This window comes from Candidatus Tenderia electrophaga (assembly GCA_001447805.1).
In the GTDB taxonomy this organism is placed as follows: Bacteria; Pseudomonadota; Gammaproteobacteria; order Tenderiales; family Tenderiaceae; genus Tenderia; species Tenderia electrophaga.
This window is the reverse complement of sequence record CP013099.1, coordinates 3,451,594-3,466,840: the sequence shown is the minus strand read 5'-3', so window position 1 is coordinate 3,466,840 and position 15,247 is coordinate 3,451,594. Positions and strand designations below refer to the sequence as shown.

The window sequence follows — 15,247 nt, the reverse complement described above, 5'->3', positions numbered from 1 at the left end:
TCGAAAACCATTGCCGGATTCACGTAAAACAAAACTGAGATGAGGTTGTCTCTGGTAGAACCGGCGGACTTTTTATATCCACGCCGTGGCGACCGTATTGACGTACAATTCTGGTGACATACCCCATTTCCATCACCGAAGGAGTATCGATGAATAAGCGACTCAGACTGACCTTGATCGTCATTCCCCTTTTTATCGCGGCCTGCGCCTCGACCGAGATCACCGGCAAATGGAAAGACAGGACATACACCCAGAGCATAGACAAGATGCTGGTCATCGGCATGTCCAAGGACCAGACGCGGCGGCGTATATATGAAGACACCTTGGTGCAAAAGTTGGAGCAAAAAGGCGTCACGGCGGTGTCATCCGCCACCCTCTTCGCCGCGGACCAGGAATTGAGCCAAGACGTTCTCGAACCCGTGCTCGAAAGAGAATCGTTCGACGCCATGCTGGTAACACGCCTGGTCGATGTGGAAAAGGACACCCGATACGTGCCGGGGCACGTCGTCAGCTCACCGTTTTATTACCCCCCGCCGCATGACTATTATTACAACTTCTACGATTATCATTTGCGCACGCGCCCGATCGTGTATTCACCGGCCTATCTGGTGGATGACACCATCGTCTCACTGGAAACCAACGTGTACGAGACCCGGAAGGACACCTTGATCTGGTCACTGACGTCGAAATCTTTCAACCCGAATAGCGCCAATCAGATCATCGAAGAGCTATCAGAGATAATCACCGAGCAATTGGAAAAAGACGGTCTGATATAGCGGGGTTGTAGCGAGGATCGGGGGCGGGCGAGAGCGAATGTTCACGATGTTGGCGCGCATAGCGGTTCGATGCCCGGATCATTCGCCAAGCAGTAACTCACGCACTTGCTCGGTGTAGCCGGGATCGCCCCACGGCGCAACACCGAGATAGGACCCGACGAAGCGATTATCTTCGGATACGAAGAGGGTGTACGGCACCACGGGCACCCCGAGGGCGCGGCTGTCTTGCTCATGCAGCAGTAAGGGCGGCATATCGAGGCCGAATTTCTTGATGAAGTGTTCAGTCTGCGCGATGCGTTCATCCAGCGACAAGGCCAGCACCTCGATGTCGGGATGTTGTTTGCGCCATTCAATCACTTCCGGCATCTCTTCGCGACAGGGAATGCACCAGGCGGCCCAGAAGTGCAGTATTTTGGGCTTGCCGTCGATGGCGTAGAGGCTATGTTCGGTTTTCCCGTCGGACCAACGCAAGTCGGGCAGCGGCTGATTGTCGCCCGCATCGATCTCGGCTTGGGCCAGGCTGCAGCACGCCAACAAGACGATGGCCAGGGCGTGTTTGATGTGCTTTATGTTCATCTCGATGCCGTTAAGTAGCGGAACACCTGTTCCAGTTCCTGTTCGCTCAGGGGCGTCATGCCCGCGTGCTCCATGCGCGTCTGCATGGTGTTGAGCACGATGCGCCATTGCTGCGGCTTCAACTGCCGGGCCGCCGGGGCCTGATGACACAGGCCGGCGCAGCGCTGCTCGAAGATTTCCGCGCCCGCCTGCACATCGGCCGCGTCGGCCCGCAAGGCGGGCGGCAGGACACTCAACAGTGCGGCCAACATGATCAGGACGCCTCTAGATATTGGTGAGCATGCCGCTTGCACGCTCACCCGCGCGCGCTCGGCCTTGCAAGATTTCGCAACAGCCCCGCTTTGCACCCTATCGGGCATCGATGCCTTGATGGCACACAGGTGAATGTCCAATCTGATGCACTCAATATAATTAGAGATGCCCATTAGTTTACGTTTCATGGCAACAAGCCGTCCAATGATTCCGTCAGTGCTTCACCGTTGCGGTAGTCCTCGTTGATGACGATGGTGGCGTCGGGCGCGATGACCACCACCGTGCCCATGGCGGCGTTGAACTGATCCATCACCGCCTGACCAGCGTCCACCAGGGTGACGAATTCAGACCCCGCGTAACCGTTGGCGGTTTCGGCGGCGCGCGCCACGGCGACGCTGCCGGAGACGTAGTCCACCAGGGCGTAGACCACGCTGCCGCGGCCGCGGAATTGAGGGATGACCTCATTGTACATGTGATCGCTGTGCGCCAGGCAGATGGGGCACCACATGGTGAAGTAGAGCACCACGGCGTCGGACGCCTGACTGCCACCGCTCAAATAATCGGACAGTTGGAATTCGCCCGCGACGCTGGTCTGCAGGGCGAAGTCCGGTGCCAGTTGCCCCGGCATGTAACCGCTGCTGCCGGCGGTGACCGCCGGGCGCTGATCCTTGTCGCTGGGATTGAGGTCGTCGGTCAGGTCGCCGCAACCGACCAGCAGCAAACCGGCCGCCAACATGGCCAGGCATGACTTAACGCAACACATGGCTGACTCCTACGCTGATGATATCGGTCGTGGGAAAGTTGCGCCCCCAGCCGTCCTGGTCGATGGCATGGCTCCAGGTCAGTTTGGTCACCCAGTCGCGGTCGTCGGTGGCCCAGGCCAAGGTGGCGGAGAGCGATTGCTTGCGCAACCCCGAGGTGGGATCGATGACGCCGTCGATGGTGCTCTCGCGTTCTTTCAGATAGGCATAGCCCACGGTGGCGGTGAGCGATTCCATGCGGTCGGTGAAATAGGTATAGCCGAATGACAGCAGGGTGTTGACGCGATCGCCGCGCTGGCGGTCATAGGGTTCCACATCGTTGCCGTATTCGCGGTTCACCGGCCGTTCCAGATATGTGCCGTAACTGGCGCTGAAGGTGGCGTTCCAGGGATAGACGGTCTTGTCCAGCAGCAAGTTGGCGTCGAGGCGGTACATGCCCAGGCCGGTGATGTCGAAGTTGTCGGCCACGTCATCATAAGGCGAGGTGCCGGTGGGCACGGTGAGGGTGCCGCCCCAGTAGATCGCGGGGATCAGGTCTTCCCAGCGGTTGACGTTCCAGACGCAGGCGACCTTGTCGAACTGTTCATACCAGATGGAAAGTTTGGTATCGCCGACGCCGTGGGTGTTGCGTTCGAAGCCGGTGTATTGATTCTGGTTCCAGACATAGGGCAGCGAAACAGATGCCTGCCAGCGCGGCGCCAGGCGCCGGGCATAGCCCAGATTGAGGCGGTACTGCTTCAGATCGGCGCCGGGCGGATCGGCCACCCAGTCGCCCCTGCTGTTCCAGAACCCGTCGTAGCGCTCGTAATCCACGCTGACATCGATCATGGCCTGGGAAAACTTGGGCAACACCAGGGAGGTGGACGAGCCGCCGCCGCAGCAGGAGGCGGCCCAGGTCTGTCCGCTACACGCCAGCGCCGCCATGGCCGCCGCAAGCGCTTGGAAGCGCGCCGCCTTCATCATGGCGCAATGAAGCTGAGTTCGGCATTGCCGCCGGTGGCGGTGGTCATGACGTGGTCGCCGCTGCCGTCGTTAATGGTAAGACGAAAACTCAGGGTGTCGGCGGATACACCGCTCAGGCCGCTCACAGCGGTAATGCTGAACAGGCCGCTGTTGGCGCTCTCAGTCATGGGGCGCCACTGTTGGCTGCCGAGGTCAAACACCTCCACGCCAACGCTGGCCAGGGTCACGTCCGGACGGCTGCCGTTGGCCAAGGGGCCGTGCAAGGTTTGCCCGCTATAGGCGGCGGGAAAACGCATCATGCTGTGGCCGCCGCCCATGTCCATGTTGCCGATATCACGGGTGGAGACAAACACCGTCAAGTCGTGACCGCCGCCGTTATTGGCGCTGATCTGGTGCAGCCAGACTCGATACGGGCGCGGCTGGGTCATGCCCATCATGGTGGTCCAGCGATGATTGGCGTTATTCACGCCGGCAAAAAAGAGGCTGCCGTCCATGGGCATACGCACCTGGGGATGGAACATCACCGTGGTGGTGACATCGGCCGTGCCGTCGGCATCCACGTCTTCACTGATATTGACCGGATAGTCCCATACCCCCATGGGCGCGGCGGCGGCCCCCATGCCCATCTGCGAGGCCATCACGTAATAGGCGTCCAGATTGTAGACACCACCTCCGACTGCCACGGCAGCGTGGCCATGGGGCGTACTGTGGTCGTGGCCACTCAGCATGTGCATGTAGGGATGATGACTGACGCCCTTGAAGTTGGGGTCGCTGGCCAGATCGATGGGTTGTTGCGTCGCCGCATCGGTGAGGGTGATTTGATGCTTGACGCGGGCGGTCCAAAAGCCCGCGCCGATGGGGTCGTTGGCGGGCGCATCCAGGGTGACCGTGAGCAGGCGCCCGGAGGCGCTGGTAATGGTCTTGCTGGCGCCCGGGGCGTCATACGCCATGCTCGGCAGGCCGCTGCTCGGCGCCGTCACAGCGGCCGTGTTATTGCCGTGACCGGCAAAGCCGCCATAGGCCGCCAGCAGCCGCGCCGCCAGCGGGTTGCCCTGGTGCAGGGCCTGCAGATCGACGCCGGCGGCGCCAATGTTCACCGCGCCCACGCCGTCATTGCCGTCCAGATCACCGTCGCTCAGGTCGGCGGCCAGGGCCGTCAGCAGGGCGGCGATGTCGTCCTGGCTCAGACCGAGGTCGCTGGCCAGCTGGCTGAACACCCCGGCGCGAAAGGCGGCATCGCGATCGGCCTGGGGCCGGGCGGCGGCGCTAGCGCTGTCGGTGGCGGACGGGTCGAAGGGCACCGCCTCTAGATCCGGCAGGTAGCCGAAGGCGTTCTGAAAGGCGTTGCGGGCCTGTGTCAGGCTCATGGCATGGGTGCGCACCAGATGATGAATGACGGTGCTGTCCGGCGTCACCGGTGCATGCCCCGCTTGACCGGCGTTAAAGTGGCCGGCGGCCAAGGTCAGGGCCAGGGGGGCAGCGCTGCTCAGGGTCACCGTATCGCCGGAGACTTCATCCACATAACTGCCGGTCACGGTGAAGCTCAGCATCGCGTCCAGGGCCGCATTGGGCAGGCTCACGGAAAAGCCGCCGTTGTTCACCGCGGCGCTGGCGATGCTATCGCCGTCGGCATCGCTGATCACCACGGTGCCGTCAACGGCGCCGGCGATGGCGCTGCCGCTGATGCGGGTTGTGGCGCTGGCATTGGCGCCGCCAGCACTGCTGTTGGCGCCGCAGCCGGTCAAGGCGACGAGCGTCATGGCGGCCAGGGCGGCCAGGGCGGCCGGAACGAAGGGTTTGAACTGCATGGTTAACTCCTGCCGAATTAATTAGTTTTTGTGATAACGCTTATGGTATGGCCCTGTTTCAGGTGAGGGAATGCGGCATAATGTCGCAGTGGCGCGACGCCAATTACAGAAGCAACTGAAAACGGGAGTTACACACCATGCTGAGCAAACCGATGAAGGCCCTGGCCTGCGCCGTGCTGTTACTGACCGGCCCCGCCGCCCAGGCGGAGGATGTGCTGGTGGAAAGCGGTTACACCGAGATCATGCAGGAGATGGTGGGCAATATGCAGGACATCGTGTTCGGCATCATGGTGGAGGACTACGACCAAGTGGCCGTGCTTGCCGAGGCCATCGCCTTTCACCCCGAGCCGGACATGGGCCGGCAGATGGCGCTGTTGAAAAAACTCGGCATGGATGCCAAGTCATTCACCCTCCACGAAGACCGCATCCGGCAGAACGCGCTACGCCTGCAGAAGGCGGCCAGCGCGCGCGACCCGGAAGCGGTCATCGAAAAGTTCGCCGCGCTGGCCGAGAGCTGCAGCGCCTGTCATGCCGCCTATCGCGAACGGATACGCAGCCTCATCAAACGGCGCTAAGCCGCATTGCTCACCGGGCTAAGTACAGCACCCTGAAAAGGCCCGGGCCGGCCAAACAGTCGGCATGGAATCGTCGACACCGTCGTTGGCGTTCACTACCAGGGCGTCACCCGCGGCGGTGACGGCCAGCCCCCTTGATCTGTTCCCACACCAGACCGTCCCGGGCATCAGGTCTTGCTCCGCACAAGGAAGTCGGGGGTGACGGATGGATATCTTCGCGATGAAACCCGGGTGGGTTAGGCGACTTATTTTGCCTTCAGCGCCTTGCCCATCTCATCGGCCAGCAGCTGCAGGTCGTCCTGGCGCGGGAAGGTGGGGCGCCACACCAGGCCGATCTGCCGATGCGGCCCCTTTTCGGCCAGCGGCCTGAGGCTGATGTCGCTTTGTTTGACCAGGGCGGAGTCCACCGCCAGCGCGGGGATGAAGGTGATGCCCTGGCCGCCGGCGACCATCTCGATCATGGTGTAGAGACTGGTGCCCTGCACCGCCGTGTTGCGCTTCAGACCCTTGGTGTGACAGGCGCCCAGGGCGTGCTCGCGCAGGCAGTGGCCTTCTTCCAGCAACATGATTTCATTGGCGGGCAGATCGGTGGACGGGATGGGCCCGCCCTTGCTTAAGGGGTGGCCCTTGGGAAAGGCGATGTGAAACAGCTCATCGAAAAAGACCTGGTATTCCAGACCGGGCAGGTCGTAAGGCAGGGCCAGGATGGCGCAATCCAGCTTGCCGTTGTTGAGCCGTTCCACCAGACGCGCGGTCTGTTCCTCCACCAGCAATAACTGCAACTCGGGATAGCGGTGACGGATACCCGGCAGCACGCGCGGCAACAAAAAGGGGCCGATGGTGGGGATCACACCCATGCGCAACGGCCCCACCAGGGTGCCTTTACCGCCCTCGGCCAGCTGCACCATCTCGCCGCCCAGATCGATGATCTCACGCGCCTTCTCGGCCAGGGCCAGGCCCATGGGCGTGGCCATGACCTTGCGCTTGTTGCGCTCGAACAGCTGCACACCCAGCAGCGATTCCAGCTCTTGAATGCCGGCGCTGAGGGTGGACTGGGTGACGAAACAGCTCTCCGCCGCCTGACCGAAGTGGCACGACTCGAACACCGCTAGGAAATATTGCAGCTGGCGCATGGAGGGCAAGTGCATAAATCGTAATTCCCGATCGATAATTAATGATTAAGCCGTTCTAACGATGCTATCACCCGACGTGCCCAAGCGCCACAGCGCGGCGCGCCTTTAACCTTCGCGACACGCCGGACGATAACCTCAAAGCCATTCAGTCAGCGAGACAGTGCCATGGATATCCTGCCCTTCCTGAAGATCATGATGGACAAAAACGCCTCCGATCTCTATTTCACCACCAATGCCGTGCCGTGCATCAAAATCGAGGGGGTTACCGCCCATCTGGGTCACAACCCACTGCCGCCCGGGGCGGTGCAAAAACTGGCCTATTCCATCATGACCGATGAACAGATCAAAGAATTCGAACAGACCATGGAGATGGACATGGCCATTTCGGCCAAGGATATCGGCCGCTTTCGCATCAACGTGTTCCGCCAGCGCGGCGAGGTCGCCATGGTGGCGCGCTATATCAAGGCCGACATCGCTTCGGTGCAGAGCTTGAACCTGCCGCCCATCCTCGAGGAACTGGTGATGGCCGCGCGCGGCCTGGTGCTGGTGGTGGGCACCACCGGCTCGGGCAAGTCCACCACCCTGGCCGCCATGATCGAGCATCGCAACCGTCACAAGACCGGCCATATCCTCACCATCGAAGATCCCATCGAATACCTGCATCAACACCGCCAGGCCATCGTCAATCAACGCGAGGTGGGTCTGGACACCTTGAGTTATGCCCATGCCCTGAAGCGCGCCATGCGCGAGGCGCCGGACGTAATCATGATCGGCGAGATCCGCGATCAGGAGACCATGCAGCAGGCCCTGGCCTATGCCGACACGGGCCATCTGTGCCTGTCCACCCTGCACGCCACCAACGCCACGCAGACCCTGGAACGCATCATCAACTTTTTCCCCGAAAACGCCCAGCGCCAACTCTATATGGATTTGTCCCTGAACCTGCGCGCCATTGTGTCCCAGCGTCTGGTGGCGGGCGTGGACAGGAAACGCCTGCCGGCGGTGGAGGTGATGCTCAATACGCCCCATATCGCCGACCTCATCCAAAAGGGCAAGATCAACGACATCATGAGCGCCGTCGAGCAAGGCGCGAACATCGGCATGCAGACCTTCGACCAGGCCCTGTACCAACTCTATGAGGCCGGCAAGGTCACGGTGGACGAGGCGCTCAATCATGCCGACTCGCGCAACGACCTCAGTCTGCGCATCCGCCTGAGCAAGGACGGCGGCGTGGATGCGGATGATATGGACGGCTATTCCTTGAGCTGAAGCGCCATCCAGGCGGCGATCCGTTGCATATATCGCGGTAGATTGACCGGCATCCTGTGACCCAGCGGCGTCTCCAGCCACGCACTGTCGACAAAGGCATGGCGCAGCTGCACGGCGCGCCGGCGCATGAATTCCGATTCCTTTTTCCCTACGACATGGAGACTGGGAAAGGCCAAAGGCGTCTCGAACCAAGGTTTAACCAGCGCCGCGCCGGGCATGAAACCGCCACACAGCACCAGCCAGCGCAGCCCGAAATCGTAGCCGCCCCCGTTCTGCTGCGCCGCCGCCAGCATGGCCGCCATCGCAGCGCCCTGACTCCAACCCAGCACGCCGTCGAAGGGGCCTCGACTGTCACAGAACCGCTGCAGTTGATCCAAACTTTCTGCCAATCCGCTATAGCGCGGCGGTTTCTCGTCCGTGGCGCGATACCAGCACCAGTTCTGCCCGGCGCCGATCTTGGTCTCGGGCAGCGACATTTGATAACGGTCGAGCATGGCGCGCACCTCGGCCGCGGGGACCTCGATGGCGGCCTGAGGATAGACGAATTCCGCCCCGTCTTGCAGCGCGGTTTCCAAGGGCGGCAGCCATGCGCGCAAGCCATCGCGGTTCATGGCATAACCGTGCAGGGCGAGAATCTTTTTGGTAGGACGGGGTGGCATGCTTGAACGGGATCGGCGCGCGCTGCAGTGTGATAAAGATTAGTCTACACTTTGCCTTACCGTTCAAGCCAACTTACCCGCAATTCCCATGAATCGATTGACACAACAGCTGACCTGTTTCGCCTTCATCGGCCTGCTGACGGCGCTGCCGGCAAGCGCCGCTGAATCCGTCACCCCCCAAACCGTGGTCTCCGGACTGGAACACCCCTGGAGCATGGCCTTTATGCCCGACGGCCGCATCCTGGTGACGGAACGACCCGGGCGCCTGCGTGTGATCGAAAACGGCCGCCTCAAGCCAACCCCCATCAAGGGTCTGCCTGAAATCACCGCCGTGGGTCAGGGCGGTCTATTGGACATCATTCTGCACCCGGATTACGCCCGCAACGGCTGGCTGTATTTCTCCTATGTGGCCGCCGGCGACGGCGGTATCGGCACCGAAGTGGCGCGGGCGAAGCTGGAGGGCATGGAACTCCAAGACGTTCAGGTGCTGTTCCGCATGCAGCCCAAGAGCAACGGTGGACGCCACTTCGGCTCGCGTCTGGTGATCGACAAGGACAACTATTTGTATATCAGTCTCGGTGACCGCGGCGAGCGGGAGCGGGCGCAACAACTGGACGACCATGCGGGCTCCATCATCCGTCTGCACGACGACGGCCGCGTGCCCGAGGACAACCCCTTTGTCGGGCGCCAGGACGCCAAGCCCGAAATCTACAGCTACGGTCATCGCAACGCCCAGGGCCTGACCCTGCACCCGCATACCGGCGCGGTATGGGAGCATGAACACGGCCCCCAGGGCGGCGACGAACTGAACCTGATCAAGAAGGGTGTCAACTACGGCTGGCCGGTGATCACCTACGGCGTCAATTACGTCACCGGCACCAAGATCGGTGAAGGCACACACAAGCAAGGTATGGAACAGCCGCTCTATTACTGGGACCCATCCATCGCCCCGTCCGGCATGGACTTCTACAGCGGCGACAAATTTCCCAAGTGGCAGGGCGATCTGTTCATCGGCGCTCTCAAGTTCGAGTTGTTGGTGCGTTTGCCACTGGACGGCCGCAAGGTGCTCAAGGAAGAGCGCTTGCTAAAAGGCACGCTGGGCCGTATCCGTGACGTGCAAACCGGCCCCGACGGCTATCTGTATCTACTCACCGATGCGGACGACGGCAAACTGGTGCGCCTGACCCCTGACTAAGCGTAAGCGCTTTGAATTCAGAACCCCATAAATCACCCGCATGAACCCGCATGTCCAGGACCTGGTCTTAACGGCCAGCGGTGCCGAAGCCATTACCTCCCAAGACCGTATCCAAACCTTGTGGAGCGGCTATGGCGAAATCCTCAGGCTGACGCTTGCCGGGGCCGCGATCGGCTCGGTGATTTTGAAACACATTGTCGTGCCGGACGCCATCAGACACCCGCGCGGCTGGAACAGCAAGCGCTCACACGCGCGCAAGCTGCATTCTTACAAGGTGGAAATGCACTGGTATCGCGACTGGGCTGAACGTTGCCATGCCGACTGCCGCGTGGCCCGCTGTTTCGCCGCCAGCGCCGGTGCGGGTGAACATATCATTGTCTTGGAAGATCTGGACGCGGCGGGGTTTCCCCTGCGCAAGTCCCACCTGACCCTACATGAGGTCCAGGTCTGCCTGAAATGGCTGGCCAGCTTCCATGCCCGCTTTCTAGGTGAGACGCCCAGTGATCTGTGGCCGGTGGGGACCTATTGGCATCTGGCCACCCGCCCCGATGAATGGGCCGCCATGGCCGACGGTGAGTTGAAACAGGCGGCCGAATTGATTGATGCACGCTTGAATCAATGCCAGTTTCAAACCCTGCTGCACGGCGACGCCAAAGTGGCCAACTTCTGTTTCGCGCCCGACGGCGGCGCCGTGGCGGCGGTGGATTTTCAATACGTGGGCGGCGGCTGCGGCATGAAGGATGTGGCCTATTTTCTCGGCAGCTGCCTGAGCGCGGCCGAGTGCGCACGGCACCAAGACAGATTGCTGGATTATTATTTCGCCCAACTGCAAGGCGCCTGCAAACAGCTCGATCGCGCGCCGGATTTTTCGGCACTGGAACAAGAATGGCGCAGCCTCTTCCCCTATGCCTGGACAGACTTTCATCGCTTCCTGCTCGGCTGGGCCCCGGACCACTGGAAGGTCAATGCCTACAGTGAGCAACTCGCCGCACAGGTACTCACCGAGCTGAAGTGTTAGTTTTGCAAAAAGGGATTGGTCAGGCGTTCCTCGCCCAGCGTGGATAGGGGGCCGTGCCCCGGCACAAAGGTCACATCATCCCCCAAGGGCAACAAGTTGTTTTCAATGCTGTTGATCAAGGTAGCGTAATCGCCGCGCGGAAAATCGGTACGGCCGATGGAGCCCTTGAATAACACATCGCCGACGAAGGCCAGGCGTTGCCCGGCGTTATAAAAGACCACATGACCCGGCGTATGGCCGGGACAGTGCAACACCTGCAGCCGCAGCTCGCCGACATTGACCGTCATGCCGGCGCTTAACCACTGATCTGGCACAAACGGATCCAAGGGTTCAAAGCCGAACATCTCCGCCTGCCGGGGCAGCATCTGCAACCAAAAGGCGTCGTCCTGATGCGGCCCGATGATGGGAATGCTGAAGTGCTGCGCGAGATGCTTCGCTGCGCCCACGTGATCGAGGTGGCCGTGGGTAAGCAGGATCTTCTCCATATTCACTTTGCGCGCTTCAATATGACGCAACAACACATCCACATCACCGCCCGGATCGATGAGTGCGGCCTTATGCGTCGCCTGACACCAAATCAGAGAGCAATTCTGCTGATAGGCGGTCACCGGAATGATTTGGTAGCTCATAATGTGCACATGTATCCCATCCAAGGTATCCAACTTTTCAAGCCCTTAAACAAGCCTATCATCTGGGCAGAGACGTATATAGCGACATCAAGTACGGGAGCGACTGTCATGCAGACGATCTATCCCCAACCGCAGGATGTGGCTACCAACATCCCGCCCCGTTTGCGCGAAGACCGGTTGCCCCGCTGCAGGGCCGCATGTGCCTTTAGGGCCGCTCGTTTCAGACGATTTCAGCGCCCCACGTTGTTGGAAAAACCCAACTCGACTATGATCTCTCCATCATAATAAGGGGGAGGCGACTATCCGTGACGCGTTACCAGGTCTTGGTGGTCGACGATGATCCTGATGTGTGCGATCTGATCCGGGACTATCTCAGCGACAAGGGCTATATCGTCAGCGTCGCCCACTCGGGCACGGACATGCGCAGCCGCTTGCAGCAAGCGACGCCCGACCTGATCCTGTTGGATGTGGGACTGCCGGGGGAAGACGGCCTGAGCCTGGCCCGTTACGCCCGCGAGCATCTGGACATCGCCGTGATCATGGTCTCCGGCGCGGGCGAGGCCATCGACCGCATCCTGGGCCTGGAGGTCGGCGCCGACGACTACATCACCAAGCCCTTCGATCCCCGTGAACTGGTGGCGCGCATCAAGACCGTGTTGCGGCGCTATCAAGGCCGCGGCGGTGACGGCGAGGTCGCCACTGCCGATACCAACGGGCGCGTGCGAATCGGGCACTGCAGCTTGGACATGACGCGCTATCAACTGTTCGACGGCCAGGGCCAGGAGATCCCCATGACCACCATGGAGTTCGAGCTGTTACGCACCTTCGTCGAACACCCCAACCGCCCCCTCAGCCGCGACCAGATCCTGGGCCTGACCCAGAACCGCGACTGGTCGCCCTATGACCGCAGCATCGACATCCGCATCGCCCGGCTGCGCAAGAAAGTGGAGCCCGACCCGGAGAACCCGCGCGTGATCAAGACGGTGCGCGGTGTCGGCTATATGTTCATTCCCGACTAGCCGTTTTTGTTTCAGTTTGTTTCAATTGTTTCGTCGCTGTAGCGGCCGCGCTGGTGCGCCGACCCAGGTGCTAGACTGACACCATGAACCAAGATGCACGCCGTCAGCCGTACCCCGTTGACCTGGGCGCCATCCTCGCCAATGCCGCCCGCGCCGTCTCCGCCAAATCAGACGCGATCTTTGCTGAGTTGGTGCGTCAGATCGCCGAGGCCCTGGCGGTGGAATACGCCTTTATCGGGCAGCTGGCGCCCGAGGGCAAGGACACCATCCACGCCATCGCCGCCCATTTTTCCGGCCGACCGGCGCCGCTGTTCAGCTACAGTCTGGCCGGCACACCCTGCCGCGACGTGATCAACCAACACTATCGTTACTACCCCCGGGACGCGCAGCGAATCTTCGATGACTCCCATTTAAAAGAACTGGCGGTGGAAGGCTATGCGGCCATCCCCCTGTACAGTTCCCACGGCGAGGTGATCGGCCTGATGGCGGTGATGCACACCCAGCCGCTGCAACAAGCGGCGCTGGTGGAGCAACTGCTGCGTATCTTCTCGGTCCGCGCCGCCAGTGAATTGGAACGCCTGGCCGCCGACCGCGCCGCCCAAGAGAAGGGCGAACTCTATCGCGCCATCTTTCATGGCACCCGGGATGCATTGGCCTTCTGGTCCCTGGACGGCCGCCTGGTGGATGTCAATCCGGCCTTTTGCCAACTGGGGTGTCACAAGCAGACCGGTGATCGGGAGGCGATCCTGGCCGCCGACCCCGCTACGCTGTTCCCTGTCAGCTGCGCCGACACCCTCCAGGCGCTGTTGGCCAGCGTCGCCCAGGGCCGCCCCTTCAGCGCCGAACAAGACCTTGAATCGGCAGCGGGCGTAACCACGCTGGAGATCCGTGGCGAGCCGGTGAATTATCAGGGCACACCCCATGCCCTGATGATCCTGCGCGACATCACCGAGGATCGGCGTCACGAAGCGGCCCTGCGCCAGAGCGAAGACCGGCTGCGCGCCACGGTGGAGGCGGCGCTGGACTGTATCATCAGCATGGATGCCCAAGGCAATATCATCGAATTCAATCCCGCCGCGGAGCGCTGTTTCGGCTACCGGCGCCAAGCGATCGTGGGCAAGCCTCTGGCCGAGCACCTCATCCCCGCCGACAAACGCCAGCGCCACCTGCAGGGGATGAAACGCTATCTCGACGACGGCGATCCCTACTTTTTACGCAAGCGTTTCGAGGTCACCGGCCTGCGCGCCGACGGCAGCGAGTTCCCGGCGGAGCTGACCATTGACGTCACCGAGGGCGAGCAAGGTCAGATCTTCATCACCTACCTGCGCGACATCACCGAGGCCAAACAATCGGAGATCGAGCGCCAACGGTTGCAGGCCCAGTTGATTCAGGCCCAGAAGATGGAGGCCATCGGCCACCTCAGCGGCGGCATCGCCCACGACTTCAACAACATCCTCACCGGCGTCATGGGCTATCTGGTCATGGCCACGGAAAAGGCCGAGGCACTGGGCGACGCGCGCATGCTCACCTATTTGGAGCGCGCCAGCCGTGCCGGCCAGCGCGCCCGCGACCTGATCCAGCAAATGCTCACCTTCAGCCGCGGTCAGCGCGGCGAGCCGCAGCAGCTGCGCCTCGAACCCTTGATCAAGGAGAGCATGCGGCTGTTGGAGCCCATGCTGCCCGCCAGCATCGAGATCCATACCGAACTTGCGCGCAACATCGCGCCGGTGTGGGCCGATCCGGTGCAGATCGAACAGGTGATCATGAATCTCTGCATCAATGCCCGCGACGCCATCGGCCAAGGCAGCGGCCGCATCGCCATTCGCCTGCAACAACGCAGCCACCGCGACAGCGTCTGCAGTGCCTGCCAGAAAGGCATCCGCGGCCCGTTCGTCGAGCTCAGCGTCAGCGATAGCGGTTGCGGTATCGATCCCGCCCAGCTCAACCGCATCTTCGAGCCCTTCTTCAGCACCAAGGAGACCGGCAAGGGCAGCGGCATGGGGCTGTCCACCACCCACGGCATTGTGCATGAGTACGGCGGCCATATCATGGTTGCGTCGGTGCCGGGCGAAGGGGCCAGCTTTCGACTGCTGTTTCCCATCAACGACGACGCGGCCGCCTGCGCGGATGAGCCCAACCCCGTTCAGTCTGTGGTGCACGCGCAGCCCATGGCGGGCAGGGTCTTGCTGGTGGATGACGACACCACGGTACGCGAATTCATGCGCGACCGCCTGGAGACCTGGGGCCTAGACGTGACCAGTTTCGCCAATGGCGCTGAGGCCCAACAACAGATTCAATCCCCCCACCAGCCATATGCGCTGATCATCCTCGATCAGACCATGCCCCGCCTCACCGGGCTGGCGCTGGCCCAGTGGCTGCGTGAACGCGACTATCCCGCCCCCATCATCCTCTACAGCGGTTACAGCGACGAGATCAACGCCAGCGAACTGTCCCGACTCAAGATCGATGTGTTTATCAAAAAGCCCATCGACGACGAGCTGTTGTACACCCAGGTGAAACGACTGCTAACGCAACACGAATCCAGCTAGACACTGAAACAAACTGGCAACACTTGGTTACACCCGGGAAATCCCCTCGATACAACGGCCCGCTA

Annotated in this window: 15 protein-coding genes; 7 read left to right on the top strand and 8 right to left on the bottom strand. The window is 61.5% G+C overall.

Translation table 11 applies throughout. The features are described 5' to 3' along the window. Nucleotides 1-149 precede the first annotated feature (149 nt). Entirely contained in the window at nucleotides 150-776 is a 627-nt protein-coding gene (locus Tel_15865; GenBank protein ALP54507.1) for a hypothetical protein, read from the top strand. Between the two features lie 78 nt (nucleotides 777-854). Here the strand turns inward: Tel_15865 and Tel_15860 are convergent, their stop codons facing one another. The 5 genes from Tel_15860 to Tel_15840 form a co-directional block, all read right to left on the bottom strand. After that, nucleotides 855-1,352: a hypothetical protein gene (locus Tel_15860; GenBank protein ID ALP54506.1), complete on the bottom strand. Its 498-nt coding sequence runs from the start codon at nucleotides 1,350-1,352 to the stop codon at nucleotides 855-857. Beyond that, nucleotides 1,349-1,603, bottom strand: a complete 255-nt coding sequence (locus Tel_15855; protein ID ALP54505.1) for a hypothetical protein — start codon at nucleotides 1,601-1,603, stop codon at nucleotides 1,349-1,351. Before Tel_15855 ends, Tel_15860 begins: the two co-directional genes overlap by 4 nt. A gap of 185 nt (nucleotides 1,604-1,788) precedes the next feature. Beyond that, nucleotides 1,789-2,340 carry a hypothetical protein gene (locus Tel_15850; protein ID ALP54504.1) on the bottom strand — a complete coding sequence of 184 codons (552 nt, stop codon included), beginning with the start codon at nucleotides 2,338-2,340 and terminating at the stop codon, nucleotides 1,789-1,791. A 13-nt stretch (nucleotides 2,341-2,353) separates the two neighbouring features. Continuing rightward, nucleotides 2,354-3,325 carry a hypothetical protein gene (locus Tel_15845; GenBank protein ID ALP54503.1) on the bottom strand — a complete coding sequence of 324 codons (972 nt, stop codon included), beginning with the start codon at nucleotides 3,323-3,325 and terminating at the stop codon, nucleotides 2,354-2,356. Beyond that, complete coding sequence (locus tag Tel_15840; GenBank protein ID ALP54502.1) at nucleotides 3,325-5,136, bottom strand: hypothetical protein; 1,812 nt, start codon at nucleotides 5,134-5,136, stop codon at nucleotides 3,325-3,327. Before Tel_15840 ends, Tel_15845 begins: the two co-directional genes overlap by 1 nt. A 137-nt stretch (nucleotides 5,137-5,273) precedes the next feature. On the opposite strand from Tel_15840, the gene Tel_15835 reads away from it, so the two are divergent. Next, entirely contained in the window at nucleotides 5,274-5,711 is a 438-nt protein-coding gene (locus Tel_15835; GenBank protein ID ALP54501.1) for a hypothetical protein, read from the top strand. Between the two features lie 245 nt (nucleotides 5,712-5,956). Here Tel_15835 and Tel_15830 read toward each other — a convergent pair whose 3' ends face one another. Beyond that, nucleotides 5,957-6,859 (bottom strand): LysR family transcriptional regulator, encoded by a 903-nt coding sequence (locus Tel_15830; protein ID ALP54500.1) that lies wholly within the window; start codon nucleotides 6,857-6,859, stop codon nucleotides 5,957-5,959. Between the two features lie 150 nt (nucleotides 6,860-7,009). Here Tel_15830 and Tel_15825 point away from each other — a divergent pair, with 150 nt between their 5' ends. After that, a complete protein-coding gene (locus Tel_15825; protein ID ALP54499.1) occupies nucleotides 7,010-8,113 on the top strand; it encodes a type IV pili twitching motility protein PilT in 1,104 nt (367 codons plus the stop codon). Here Tel_15825 and Tel_15820 read toward each other — a convergent pair. Further along, a complete protein-coding gene (locus Tel_15820) occupies nucleotides 8,098-8,772 on the bottom strand; it encodes a hypothetical protein (protein ALP54498.1) in 675 nt (224 codons plus the stop codon). The two genes, Tel_15825 and Tel_15820, sit on opposite strands and share 16 nt — an antisense overlap. Nucleotides 8,773-8,860: 88 nt before the next feature. Between Tel_15820 and Tel_15815 the strand changes: the two genes are divergently transcribed. Further along, on the top strand, nucleotides 8,861-9,967 hold the full coding sequence (locus tag Tel_15815) for a glucose dehydrogenase (protein ID ALP54497.1): 1,107 nt from the start codon (nucleotides 8,861-8,863) through the stop codon (nucleotides 9,965-9,967). A gap of 40 nt (nucleotides 9,968-10,007) precedes the next feature. Beyond that, nucleotides 10,008-10,985, top strand: coding sequence for a choline kinase (locus tag Tel_15810; GenBank protein ALP54496.1), 978 nt, complete (start codon nucleotides 10,008-10,010; stop codon nucleotides 10,983-10,985). On the opposite strand, the gene Tel_15805 is transcribed toward Tel_15810, so the two are convergent. Then, a complete protein-coding gene (locus tag Tel_15805) occupies nucleotides 10,982-11,614 on the bottom strand; it encodes a hypothetical protein (GenBank protein ALP54495.1) in 633 nt (210 codons plus the stop codon). The genes Tel_15810 and Tel_15805 overlap by 4 nt on opposite strands. A 305-nt stretch (nucleotides 11,615-11,919) precedes the next feature. Between Tel_15805 and Tel_15800 the strand changes: the two genes are divergently transcribed. Both Tel_15800 and Tel_15795 read left to right on the top strand, forming a co-directional pair. Continuing rightward, nucleotides 11,920-12,633 (top strand): two-component system response regulator, encoded by a 714-nt coding sequence (locus tag Tel_15800; GenBank protein ALP54494.1) that lies wholly within the window; start codon nucleotides 11,920-11,922, stop codon nucleotides 12,631-12,633. Nucleotides 12,634-12,716: 83 nt separating this feature from the next. Beyond that, a complete protein-coding gene (locus tag Tel_15795; protein ID ALP54493.1) occupies nucleotides 12,717-15,182 on the top strand; it encodes a hypothetical protein in 2,466 nt (821 codons plus the stop codon). Nucleotides 15,183-15,247 lie beyond the last annotated feature (65 nt).